Below are 12,533 nucleotides of genomic sequence, written 5' to 3'. Positions count from 1 at the left end.
CCCGGCGTAACAGCCTTCCGCGTCGGTCCACGAGGGGTCTGCCTCACTGCTCCCGGCGGGCCGCTATCGCTTGATGATGATGAATGACCTCATCGATGATGAACGCCAGGAACTTCTCCGCGAAGGCCGGGTCCAGACGCGATTCGACGGCCAGCCCTCGCAACCTTGCGATCTGAGCCGTTTCACGGTCAGGATCCGCAGGTGGGAGGCCATGTTCGGCCTTAAGCCGACCCACCCGTTGAGTACATTTGAAACGCTCCGCGAGCAAATGCACCAGGGCCGCGTCGATATTGTCGATGCTTCCACGAATCTCGGCGAGTTCAGCCATCGCCGAGACCCCCCGTGGATCGCTCTGATCAGGGGCAGTTGCCCCCGTTTCCTGACCTGTCATCACAGCTCCAATACGTGCGCCAAATGCCCCGCAGAAAGCTGGGCGCGTTCCCGAAGTGTCTCGATCTGCGGACCAGCCGACAGAATCTCACGGCTGCTCGAGGGCAGAACATGCCCCAGAGCCGCCCCGAACACCTGCCGTAGATCGTCTGCATCCGCACCCTGAGCGCCGACCCCGGGAGCCAGGATGGGGGCATTCGCAGCAGCCAGGTCCACACCCAACTCCTGCACCGCTTCCCCGACCGTTGCCCCGACCACCAACCCCACATGCCCCCACACACCCTGCAGGCCGGCTGCAGCATTGTCCGCGGCGGCACCGGAGACGATGTTGCCGGCGACCGAGGTCGCAGAGGCCGAACCCGAACCAGCCGCCTGCATCCCCCAGACCCGGGCGTGCTGCACAGCTGGCCCTTCCGGGTTCGAGGTCAACGCGAGGACGAAGACCCCCCGGCCCCCGGCTCTAGCCATGTCCAGAGCCGGCCGCAAGGAGCCATACCCCAGATAAGGACTCACGGTGATCGCGTCAGCGGCCAAAGGGCCCTCTCCCAGATAGGCCTCGGCATATCCGGCCATGGTGGAGCCGATATCCCCGCGCTTGACATCCAGGATGCTCAGGGTGTCTCCATCACGCAGCCCCGCCAGCACCTCCTCGAGAACAGCGATCCCCGCTGACCCGTGTCTTTCGAAGAAGGCCGACTGCGGTTTCACACAGGCCACAACGCCAGAAAAGGCCTCCACACAAGTCATCGCGAAATGCCTCAGACCTGCAGGATCGTCCAGCAATCCCCATTGCGCCAACAACGCCGGATGAGGATCGATCCCCACGCACAACGGGCCGCACCGACCCACCGCAGTGTGGAGTCGAGCTCCGAACGAGCAGCCAGGGTCGCTCGTGCGAAGCAGGTCGCACTCCTCGCCCACGCTGTCCTCCGGTCCGACAGGCTCGCGCTGCCCTTCGTTGTTCATGTCGCCATCCGTTCGTGTGCGATCCCGACCACCTCAGCCACAGACGCGAACCCTTTGTCCGCGATCAAGCAGCCCAATTCCTGAACAACCCGAACCGGAGCCTGTGGATCGTGGAAGACCGCGGTTCCGACCTGCACCGCATCCGCACCTGCCGCGATGAGTCGCAAGGCATCCGCTCCGGAGGCGACACCACCCACGCCGATGACCGGTGCCGCAGCGATCCGCCCTGCACGCATCGCTGCCCTCACCTGGAAGACTGCGCGCACGGCCACCGGATGAATCGCAGGTCCGGAAAGCCCGCCGGTGACACCGCCCAGCGTGGGGCGTAACCGGTCGAGGTCGATCTCCATCCCCAGGATCGTGTTGATCATCGTGAGCCCGTCAGCACCAGCAGCCAATGCGGCACCGGCGATCGGCACCATGTCAGTCACATCCGGGCTGAGCTTGGCCAAAGTCGGCACCTCCGCAGGAACGTGCTCGCGCACAGCGCGCACGACCTCAGCGGTCGAGACCGGATCGCAGGAGAACACCAGGCCTCGATTGGCCACATTCGGGCAGGAGATGTTGATCTCCACCCCGACACAGCAGTCGAAAGCCTCGCTCCCGGAGAGCGTTCTCGCTACCGAGGCGAACTCTTCGACATCGCCGCCAGCGATGGAAACCAGTACCCGGGCTCCGACGGAGGCAAGCCAAGGCAAGTCCTCCTCCACGAAGGCCTCGATCCCCGGCCCCTGGAGACCGATCGAGTTCAGCATCCCTCCGGCGGTCTCCGCCATCCGAGGAGTTCCCCGGCCCGACCTCGGCGCGCCCATCACCGTCTTCGTGGTGAACGCGCCGAGGTCTCCCAGGTCGAAGAAATGCGCCAACTCGCGACCATTCGCCGCGCATCCCGAGGCCGTCATCACCGGGTTCGGCAGCTTCATCCGTCCGCCGAGGTCCACGTCCAAACGCACCTGCGGCATCAGTGACCACCTGCCCCGGGCGCTCCCACGGCGTCGGAGGGCACCCGGCATCGGCCGTCCTCGAAAGAGTCCCAGCGGACCAGATCGCCCCGGAAGGTCGGACCCTCCGTACAGGCACGCACCATGCGCGTACGCCCATCCAGGCCCTCGACCGGCAGCACACAGGTCATACAGACCCCGATGCCGCAGGCCATGGCTTCCTCCACCGTCACCTGCGCCGTGGCGCCATGTGCCTCGGCGATCCGGGTCACCGACTGCAACATGGGCATCGGCCCGCAAGCGTAGACCTGTCCTGCTCCTACGTCGTCGATCAATCCCGGCAGGACATCGGAGACCCATCCAGGCACCCCGGCGCTGCCGTCGTTCGTCGTGACCAACACCGGGTCGGCGCACTCGGCAGCCAGCTCCACGCCGTACAAGCGTTTCTCGTCCGCAGCGCCTAAGACCATGGCTACCTGGCACCCTCGGGAACGCAAGGACCGGCCGAGCCAGAACAAGGGGGCGCTTCCGTACCCGCCCCCCACCAGCACACAGGAGACCGGTTCCGCCGGCAGGGGGAAGGGCCGTCCGGAGGGGCCCACCATGTCGACGCAGCCGCCCACGTCGAGAGCGGTCAACCAACGTGACCCCTTGCCATGTGGCGCCACCACCAGCTCGACCCGGCCCCGCCGGCCCTCTGTTGCCGGGACGACCTCGCTCAACGAGAAGGACCTACGCAGCAGCGCCCCGCTGAGCTCTCCGCCTACCGTCACCGACACGAAATGTCCGGGTGCCGCCACATCGGCGATCCAGTCCACTTCGAAGGCCATCCTCCGATAGGCCCCGACCCAGGTCGCTTCTACAAGGGTTGCGGTCACCTGCGCCGGGCTCACCGCATCGGCCGTCGCCCGTTCAGACACCGAGGACACCTCCTCGCATCGGCAAGGCCTGCGCCGCCCCTGCTGCGAGGTCGAGCGCTTCGGCATGTTCCTGCAAAGAACGTACCCGCACCGGATGCTCCAGGGCAGACTCGATCCCGTGAACAGCTGCCCCCAGCTGCTGAATCGTGGTGATGATCGGCCGGTCCATGCTCGTTGCCGCCGTCCGGATCGCATAACCGTCCCTGCGTGCGTCGCTGCCTTCAGGGGTGTTGACGACCATGTCGATGTCCCCGGCCTCGATCATCTGCACGACGGTGGGCTCGCCATCCGGCCCGGGCCCTTCGCTGTGTTTACGGACGACCCTCGCGTACACGCCGTTGCGACGCAGCACATCGGCCGTCCCGTGAGTGGACAACAGCTCGAAGCCGAGGTCGGCGAGCCGTTTCAACGGGAAGATCATGCCTCGTTTGTGCCGGTTCGCGATCGATACGAAGATCCGCCCCGAGCACGGCAGGCCGGCAAGTGCACCCATCTGTGTCTTGGCGAAGGCAGCGCCGAAGGTCGCATCGATCCCCATCACTTCTCCGGTGGAACGCATCTCCGGACCGAGCACCGAGTCGACGACCCGTCCCTCAGCCGTACGGAAACGCTTGAACGGAAGGATCGCCTCTTTGACGCAGACCGGGGCATCGACCGGCATCGTTCCGCCGTCACCGACCGCGGGGAGCAGGCCCTCCACCCGTAGCTCGGCCACCGAGGAGCCCATCATGACCCGGGCGGCGGCCTTGGCCAGAGGAACCCCCGTGGCCTTCGCCACGAAAGGGACCGTCCGGGAGGCGCGGGGATTGGCCTCCAAGACGTAGAGGACGTCCTGAGCGAGCGCGAACTGCACGTTCATCAGACCACGGACTTCCAGTCCTCGGGCAAGCGCCAAGCTCGATTCGCGGACTCGACGCAATTCGCGAGGCCCGAGAGTCACCGGTGGGAGCACACAGGCGGAGTCCCCGGAGTGGATGCCGGCTTCCTCGATGTGTTCCATGATCCCGCCGACGAAGATCTCTTGTCCGTCGTAGAGCACATCGACATCGATCTCGATGGCGTCGTCGAGGAAACGGTCGATGAGGACCGGGTGCTCGGGCGACGCCTCCGTGGCTCGATCGACATAGGCCCGCAGGGTGGTGTCGTCGTACACGATCTCCATGCCCCGCCCGCCCAGGACGTACGAGGGACGGACCAATACCGGATATCCGATGTCACCGGCGATGGCGGCGGCTTCTTCCGAGGAGAAGGCGATGCCGTGCCGGGGTGCGGGCAGCCCTGCCTCAGCAAGGACCCGGCCGAAGTGGCCTCGGTCCTCGGCGAGGTCGATCGCTTCTGGCGCAGTGCCCACGATGGGCAGTCCTTCGTCTTTCAAGGCCTGGGCGAGACCGAGCGGAGTCTGACCGCCGAGTTGGACGATCACCCCGGCGATCGGGCCTGCAGCTTTCTCTGCCTCGTAGACCTCCAGGACGTCCTCGAGGGTGAGGGGCTCGAAGTAGAGCCGCGAGCTGGTGTCGTAGTCCGTGGAGACGGTCTCGGGGTTGCAGTTGACCATCACCGTGTCGTAACCGGCGTCCTGCAGCGCGAAGCTGGCATGGACGCAGGAATAGTCGAATTCGATCCCCTGCCCGATCCGGTTCGGTCCGGAACCGAGGATCAGCACGGCCGGCCGCTCTCGCGGGGCCACCTCGGTCTCCTGGTCGTAGGTCGAGTAGTGATAAGGCGTCCTGGCCGCGAATTCCGCGGCACAGGTGTCCACCGTCTTGTACACCGGTCGGATGTCCAAAGCCTGACGGACACCGCGGACAACGGCCTCGTTCACCCCGATGATCTCGCCGATCTGTGCGTCGGAGAAACCGTGCCATTTGGCCTGCCGCAGGCTGTCTGCCTCCAGATGGCGGACGCTGCGTCCGGACTCACGGATCTCCCCGGCGACTGCGTTGAGCAGGCAGATCTGGTCGAGGAACCACGGGTCGACACCGGTGGCTTCGTGGACCTCTTCGACGGTGCAGCCTCCACGTAGCGCCTGCTGGATCGCGGTGATCCGACCGTCGGTGGGCCTCCGTGCGTTCTCCAGCGACGACAGAGCTTCCTCCCGGGTGGGCCGTGGTCCTCGCCAGTGGAAACCGTCGCCTTTGCGCTCGGTGGAACGAAGGGCTTTCTGGAGTGCTTCGGTGAAATTACGGCCGATGGACATCGCCTCGCCGACAGATTTCATCGTCGTCGTCAGCGTGGAATCAGCGGCAGGGAACTTCTCGAAGGCGAAACGGGGCACCTTCACCACGACATAGTCGAGCGTCGGTTCAAAACTCGCCGGGGTCTTCTCGGTGATGTCGTTGGGAACCTCGTCGAGGGTGTAGCCGATGGCCATCCGGGCGGCGATCTTCGCGATCGGGAAACCGGTGGCCTTGGACGCCAGCGCCGAGGAACGGGAGACCCGCGGATTCATCTCGATGACGATCACCCGGCCGTCGACCGGGTTCACCGCGAACTGGATGTTGCATCCACCCGTGTCGACACCGACCTCCCGGATGACGGCGATACCGATGTCCCGCAGACGCTGGTATTCGCGGTCGGTGAGAGTCATCGCCGGGGCGACGGTGATCGAGTCGCCGGTGTGCACCCCACATGGGTCGAGGTTCTCGATGGAGCAGACGACGACCACGTTGTCGGCGTGGTCGCGCATGACCTCGAGTTCGTATTCCTTCCAGCCCAGGATCGATTCTTCGAGGAGCACCTCGGTGGTCGGGCTGTCGTGTAGCCCCGCACCGGCGATCCGGGCCAGGTCCTCAGGGGTGTAGGCGAATCCCGAGCCGAGCCCACCCATGGTGAAGCTCGGACGGACCACCAGGGGATATCCCAGGTCCTCCGCCGCTGCCCATACGTCGTCCATGGAGTGGCAGATGACACTTCGACAGCTCTGGGCGCCACAGCGTTCGACGACGCCTTTGAAGGCTTCACGGTCTTCGCCGAGCCGGATCGCTTCGACATTCGCGCCGATGAGCGGGCATCCGTAACGTTCCAACACTCCCTCGTCGTGCAGTGCCATCGCTGCATTGAGGGCGGTCTGCCCCCCAAGAGTGGCCAGGACGGCATCTGGCCGTTCGGTGGCAATGATCGTTTCGAGGACTTCGGGAGTGATCGGCTCGACATAGGTCGCATCGGCGATCTCCGGGTCGGTCATGATCGTCGCCGGATTCGAATTGACCAGGATGACTCGCAGACCCTCTTGACGCAGGACCCGACAGGCCTGAGTGCCCGAGTAGTCGAACTCGGCGGCCTGTCCGATCACGATCGGCCCCGAACCGATGACGAGCACACTGCTGATATCTGTCCGTTTCGGCATCAGTACTGGCCTCCGTGGGCAGATTCGGGGGATGCCGACGGTCCTGCGGCGTCGAGCATGAGGTCGAGGAAGCGGTCGAAGAGGTAGGCCGAGTCGTGGGGGCCGGCTGCGGCTTCCGGGTGGTACTGCACGGAGAAAGCGGGGATGTCGAGGCACTTCAGGCCCTCGACCACGCGGTCGTTCAACGAGACATGGGAGACCTCGACCCGCCCGTAGGAGGTGTGCCCCTCAGTATCGTTCGGGGCCTGCACCACACTGTCGAGTGGTGCGTCGACGGCAAATCCATGGTTCTGCGCAGTGATCTCGACCCGGCCGGTGGACCGGTCCAGGACCGGCTGGTTGATGCCTCGATGTCCGTATCTGAGTTTGTAGGTCCCGAAACCCAGGGCACGGCCGAGCAGCTGGTTGCCGAAACAGATCCCGAAGTAGGGGATACGGGCGTCCAGCACTTCCTGCAGCAGGGCGATCTGGCTGTCCGCGGTGGCTGGGTCGCCGGGGCCATTGGACAGGAAGACACCGTCCGGTCCCCCTCCTCGGGCACGGGGTCCTTCGGTGACGCCGGTGACGGCGCAGAGGTCCTCGTAGGTCGATTCGGCTGACAGGACATGCACTTCGATGCCGCGTTCAGCCATCCGGTGCGGGGTCATCGACTTCAGTCCGAGGTCGATGGCGGCAACCACAGCGCGGCGCTCGCCGATCGCAGGGACGATGTACCCGATGTCCGTGCTGACCTCTTCGGCGAGCCTGGCACCGGACATGGCCGGTGCGGCCAACACCCGGCTGAGCAGATCTCTGTGGCTGGCGTGGGCTTCTTCCCCGGAGAAGATCCCGGCCCTCATCGCTCCGGCTTCCCGGATGTGCCGGGTGATCGCCCTGGTGTCGACCTCGCACAGACCGACGACTCCGGCTGCTCGCAATTCGTCTTCCAGGTCACGCTGGCTGCGCCAGTTGCTGGGACGCGGAGCAGGGTCGCGGATGACGAATCCGGCCACCCAGATCCGGCTGGACTCCGCGTCCTCGTCGTTCACTCCGGTGTTACCGACGTGGGGCGCGGTCATGGCCACGATCTGCCGGTGATAACTGGGGTCGGTGAGTGTCTCCTGGTAGCCGGTCATCCCGGTGGAGAAGACGATCTCGCCCACAGCGGTGCCCTCGGCTCCATAGGCCCGCCCGGTGAACACCCGGCCGTCCTCGAGAACGAGGACAGCCGGAGTACGGGGCGACCGTGTAGCGGTCGTCGTCATTGCAGTCGGCCCTCCAACAGGGTCGGGACGCCGCGGAGCAGAGTCGTCATCACCCGGCCGTGCAGGGTGCGTCCGTGGTAGGGGTTGTTACGGGAGATGGATGAGCTGTCTTCCCGGTCGATCACCACGGTGGCTTCCGGATCGACGAGGGTGATGTTGGCCGGCTCACCTGCTGCCAACGGGCGGCCGTGATCGGTCAGTCCCGCGATCTGTGCCGGTCTGCCCGACATCGATCTGGCCACATCGTGCCAGGCCATCAACCCGGGTCTCACCATGACCTCGGTCACCACCGACAGCGCAGTCTCCAACCCGAGCATCCCGAAGGCCGCGACCTGGAAGTCGTGTTCCTTGTCATTGCGAGCGTGGGGCGCGTGATCGGTGGCGACAGCGTCGATGGTGCCGTCGGCCAAGCCCGCACGCACGGCTTCGACGTCCTCGCTGGGGCGCAGCGGCGGATTGACCTTGTAGACCGGGTCGTAGCCCTCGAGCAGCTCGGTGGTGAGCAGAAGGTGGTGAGGCGTCGCCTCGGCAGTGACCTGGATGCCCTGGGACTTGGCCCATCGAACGATCTCGACGCTGCCTGCGGTCGACAGGTGACAGACGTGCAACCGTGATCCGGCCTGACGTGCAAGCATCACGTCACGAGCGATGATCGTCTCCTCGGCGACCGCAGGCCAGCCTGGCAGGCCGAGCCGTCCCGAGACAGGCCCCTCATGACAGCAGGCGGTGTGTGGAGCGAGCCGGGGATCCTGGGCGTGCTGGGCGATGACGCCGCCGAAGGCCTTCACGTATTCCAGCGCCCGTCGCATGACCTGAGGGTCGTGGACGCATCGGCCGTCGTCGGAGAACATCGATACCCCGGCGCGGCTGCGGTGCATCAGCCCCAACTCGGCCAGCTCTTCTCCCCGCAGCCCTTTGGTGACCGCTCCGACGGGGTGCACATCGGTGTAGGCGCTGCGGCGGCCATGCTCCCAGACCCACTCGGCGAGGATCGCGGTGTCGGTCACCGGCTCGGTGTTGGCCATCGCCATCACCGCGACGTAGCCACCTCGGGCTGCAGCCTTCGAGCCGGATTCGATGGTTTCGGCGTCTTCCCGTCCTGGTTCGCGCAGGTGGGTGTGTATGTCCACGAGACCGGGCAAGGCGATCAGTCCGTCGGCGTCGATGACCTCCGCTCCGGCGGGAGCGTCGACGTCCGGGCCGATCTCGTCGATCCTTCCGTCACGGACGAGGATGTCTCCGCGTCCTTGGCCGAGCAGGTCCGCACCTTTGACGAGCAGACTCATGCCGCGCTCCCTTCCCCGGAAAAGACATGGAACAGCACGGCCATCCGGGTGTACACACCGGCAGCGACCTGGTCCAGGATCAGCGAGTTCGCCGCATCGGCGGCCTCGGGTGAGATCTCCAGACCTCGGTTCATCGGGCCGGGATGACAGATGACGGCGTTCTTGCCGAGTCGTTCCATCCGCCGTCGGGTCAGCCCGAACAGAGCCGTGTACTCAGCCTCTGTGGGGAAGAATCCTCCGCTCATCCGTTCGCGTTGGACGCGCAGCATCATGACGGCGTCGACGTCGCCGACCACCGAGTCGAGGTCGTAGGTGATCGCGAACCCTTCGGCAGCTGCTCGCTCCTCGATGCCCGGAGGCATCAACGTCGGTGGCGCCACCAGGGTGACGTGGGCACCGAGGGTCCGCAGACAGAAGATGTTCGAACGGACCACCCTGCTGTGCAGCAGGTCACCGACGATGGCGACATGGCGTCCGTTCAGGTCGCCCAGCCTTTGGCGCATCGCGTAGGCGTCCAGGAGCGCCTGGGTGGGGTGCTCGTGGGTGCCGTCACCGGCGTTGACCACAGGCAAGCCGGTCCAGTCCATGGCGAGTTTTGGCGCGCCTGAAGCTGAATGGCGGATGACGAAACCGTCGACGCCCATCGCGGCGATGGTGAGCACGGTATCCCGTAGTGATTCGCCTTTGGAGGTCGAGGAGCCCTTGCCGGAGAAGGTCATCGTGTCGGCGGACAAGGACTTGGCGGCCAGGTCGAAGGAGTTCTTCGTACGGGTCGAGTCCTCGAAGAAGGCGTTGACGACGGTGACTCCACGCAAGGCAGGGATCTTCTTGACCTCGCGACGACGTACTTTCTCCATTTCCTCGGCAGTGTCGAGAAGCTGGGTGATCTGGTCGCGGGTGAGCCCGTCGGTGGACAGGAAGTGTGGCAGCCTCATCAGCGGTCACCTCCGGTGATGCGGACCTCGTCGAGCCCGTCTGCTTCGGACAGCAGCACGTCGACCCGTTCGCTGCTGGATGTGGGCAGGTTCTTGCCGACGTGGTCGGCACGGATGGGCAGCTCACGATGTCCACGGTCGACGAGCACGGCCAACCGGACAGCTCGAGGACGGCCGATGTCGTTCAGGGCGTCCAGCGCAGCACGGATGGTCCGCCCTGAATAGAGCACGTCGTCGACCAGGACGACGACGGCGTCGTCGATCCCCCGTTCTGGGATATCGGTGGACTCGACCCGTCGGGTGGGGTGCCGTCGCAGGTCGTCCCGGTAGAGGGTGACGTCGAGATTGCCGACGGGGATCTCGTAGCCTTCGACCTCGCTCATCAGGCGGGCGAGTCGCGCAGCCAAGGGCATCCCCCGGGTCCGGATGCCCAGGACGATGAGATCGTCGCCACCTTTGTTGCGTTCGAGCACTTCGTGGGCCATACGCCGCAGTGCTCGGGAGATGTCTGCCTCGCCCAGGACGGCCTTGACGTCCGGGGGGGCAATGGAATCGGTGGATGTTCCCGGGGCTGGTGTTCTTCCAGCCTGCTCGGGGTGGGATCGTGCCGAGTCAGGACGCACCATGGCGCCAGACCTCCTTCCCCGCCTCACAGGACGGTGGTTAAAGGATGTCGAACGCTTACCGAGCGTAGCGGCCGAAGCGCGATCCGACCACTTTGCACTGTTTTACGCAGGTGTTAGGTCACGTTCGCGCGGTTTGTCAGAGTCGGAAGGTGCTGACCTTCTCCCTCAACTGGAGTGCACGTTCGGCGAGATCGCCGATTCCTGCGCCGACGTCCTCCATCGATTGTCCAGCGGAGTTCGCTGCGGTGGCGGCGGTGTCGACACCACGAGCGATATCTCCTGCCCCAGCCGCCGCTTCAGCGACATTCCGGCCCATCTCGTTGGTGGTGGCGGTCTGCTCCTCCACGGCCGAGGCGATCGTGGCCTGGGTGTCATTGATCTGCGAGATGATCGCCGAGATCTCACTGATCGCTGCCACCGCCGCCTCGGTGTCCACCTGGATCTGTTCCACCCGATGCCCGATGTCCTCCGTCGCCTTCGCCGTCTCCTGCGCGAGATCCTTCACCTCGTTCGCCACCACGGCGAAGCCCTTCCCGGCTTCCCCCGCCCTGGCCGCTTCAATGGTGGCATTCAACGCCAACAGATTCGTCTGCTCCGCGATCGACGTGATCACCTTGACGACATTCCCGATCTCCACACTCGAATCGCCCAGCTTCGCCACCGTGGCATTCGTCCGGTCGGCCACGCTCACCGCCGATGCCGCCACTCCTGCGGCATCCTGAGCATTCTTCGCGATCTCCCGGATCGAGGCCGTCATCTCCTCCGTCCCCGCAGCGACAGTCTGGATGTTCGAGTTGACCTCTGAGGCCTTGGACGAGGTGACGCCAACCTCTGTGGACACGGTGACGGCCTCCTGCCTCGCAGTCTGCGCCGAGGACGCCAGTTCAGCGGAGGCTTGTGCTACATAACCTGCGGTTTGAGAGGCGTCCTCCACGACCGCGTGCAGGTTGAGCCTGGCCCGCTCCAGGTCCTTGGCCATCTCGCCGATCTCATCGGACGAGTCGACGACGGTTGGTCGGCTCAGGTCACCTTCGGCGAGTGCTGCCAGACCGGACCGGACGGAGTCCACATTGCTGCTGATGCGTCGCAGGACGACAGCGGCCAGTACTGCGGTAACTCCGAGTGCGCCGATCAAGACAGCGACGACCAGGGTCACGGCTCCGGTACGGGTGCTGTCAGCTTCGGCGGACAGCCGCTTAGAGTATTCGGCCAGTTCTTTCTCCGCGGCGTACAACTGTGGTTCGTACCGGCGGATGATCCCGACGTTCCCGTTCGGTTCAGAGCTGAAGGAGGTCGTCATGTACAGCTCCCAGTTCTTGCCGTAGGCCAGAGGGGTCAGGACGCTGTCACGGTTCTTCTGCCATTCGCCATAGGTGGCGACGAACGAGTCGAAGGAGGGCATGATCTTGTCTCCTCCTTTGTTGCGGATCTGGGCAACGGCGTCGGCGATCTGTCCGTCGGTCTTCTTCACCACGGCGAGGGTGTCGTCCTTTCCTTTCTGTGTCTGCTCCAGAGCGACCCAGTCGAACATCATCCGGTTGTAGACCTGCCGATGTTGGATCGTGGTCAGGGGGCTCTTCAGGTCTTCGATGGACGCCTGTTTCGCAGAGGCATCGGCCATCTTCCCGAAGGAGACGATGCTGGCCAGGGTGATGGCGAGTGTTGCTATAGCCATCACTGCAAGCACCGCGAGGATCTGTCCGCGTAATTTCATTCCGCGTCCGAAGCCTCGCTGACGTCTTTGGGTCTGGTCCGGATTGAGTGCTGCTGTGGCGCGCATCGGCATGCTCCAACGTCAGGCATCGTGCCGACAGACACGATGAAAGAGGCCATGGTTCCGGCCTATTCGGCGACATACAGCTGAAGTTGAAGGAGATGA

General features: G+C 65.1%; 10 protein-coding genes. All 10 read right to left on the bottom strand.

From position 1 onward, the window contains the following. Positions 1-43: 43 nt before the first annotated feature. The 10 genes from DX923_RS05420 to DX923_RS05375 all read right to left on the bottom strand — a co-directional run bounded on the left by DX923_RS05420 (position 44) and on the right by DX923_RS05375 (position 12,440). The gene (locus DX923_RS05420) at positions 44-391 is read right to left on the bottom strand and encodes a chorismate mutase (protein ID WP_162872794.1); all 348 of its coding nucleotides are present in this window, start codon (positions 389-391) and stop codon (positions 44-46) included. After that, positions 391-1,356 carry an orotidine-5'-phosphate decarboxylase gene (pyrF, locus tag DX923_RS05415; RefSeq protein WP_116113243.1) on the bottom strand — a complete coding sequence of 322 codons (966 nt, stop codon included), beginning with the start codon at positions 1,354-1,356 and terminating at the stop codon, positions 391-393. Before pyrF ends, DX923_RS05420 begins: the two co-directional genes overlap by 1 nt. Beyond that, a complete protein-coding gene (locus DX923_RS05410; RefSeq protein ID WP_116113241.1) occupies positions 1,353-2,318 on the bottom strand; it encodes a dihydroorotate dehydrogenase in 966 nt (321 codons plus the stop codon). The genes pyrF and DX923_RS05410 overlap by 4 nt, the downstream gene beginning before the upstream one ends. Further along, positions 2,318-3,217: a dihydroorotate dehydrogenase electron transfer subunit gene (locus DX923_RS05405; protein ID WP_116113239.1), complete on the bottom strand. Its 900-nt coding sequence runs from the start codon at positions 3,215-3,217 to the stop codon at positions 2,318-2,320. The genes DX923_RS05410 and DX923_RS05405 overlap by 1 nt, the downstream gene beginning before the upstream one ends. Further along, complete coding sequence (gene carB, locus DX923_RS05400) at positions 3,210-6,563, bottom strand: carbamoyl-phosphate synthase large subunit (protein WP_116113237.1); 3,354 nt, start codon at positions 6,561-6,563, stop codon at positions 3,210-3,212. The genes DX923_RS05405 and carB overlap by 8 nt, the downstream gene beginning before the upstream one ends. Further along, positions 6,563-7,807 (bottom strand): glutamine-hydrolyzing carbamoyl-phosphate synthase small subunit, encoded by a 1,245-nt coding sequence (carA, locus tag DX923_RS05395; RefSeq protein ID WP_116113235.1) that lies wholly within the window; start codon positions 7,805-7,807, stop codon positions 6,563-6,565. The genes carB and carA overlap by 1 nt, the downstream gene beginning before the upstream one ends. Continuing rightward, a complete protein-coding gene (locus DX923_RS05390; RefSeq protein ID WP_116113233.1) occupies positions 7,804-9,093 on the bottom strand; it encodes a dihydroorotase in 1,290 nt (429 codons plus the stop codon). The genes carA and DX923_RS05390 overlap by 4 nt, the downstream gene beginning before the upstream one ends. Beyond that, complete coding sequence (locus DX923_RS05385) at positions 9,090-10,028, bottom strand: aspartate carbamoyltransferase catalytic subunit (RefSeq protein ID WP_116113232.1); 939 nt, start codon at positions 10,026-10,028, stop codon at positions 9,090-9,092. The genes DX923_RS05390 and DX923_RS05385 overlap by 4 nt, the downstream gene beginning before the upstream one ends. Next, the gene (gene pyrR / locus DX923_RS05380) at positions 10,028-10,654 is read right to left on the bottom strand and encodes a bifunctional pyr operon transcriptional regulator/uracil phosphoribosyltransferase PyrR (RefSeq protein ID WP_116113230.1); all 627 of its coding nucleotides are present in this window, start codon (positions 10,652-10,654) and stop codon (positions 10,028-10,030) included. The genes DX923_RS05385 and pyrR overlap by 1 nt, the downstream gene beginning before the upstream one ends. A 136-nt stretch (positions 10,655-10,790) precedes the next feature. Further along, positions 10,791-12,440 (bottom strand): methyl-accepting chemotaxis protein, encoded by a 1,650-nt coding sequence (locus tag DX923_RS05375; protein WP_116113228.1) that lies wholly within the window; start codon positions 12,438-12,440, stop codon positions 10,791-10,793. Between the last annotated feature and the right edge of the window lie 93 nt (positions 12,441-12,533).

The sequence above is a fragment of the Austwickia chelonae genome (assembly GCF_003391095.1).
In the GTDB taxonomy this organism is placed as follows: domain Bacteria; phylum Actinomycetota; class Actinomycetes; order Actinomycetales; family Dermatophilaceae; genus Austwickia; species Austwickia chelonae_A.
The sequence above is the reverse complement of the archived record's forward strand: the minus strand, read 5'-3'. Positions and strand labels throughout refer to the sequence as shown.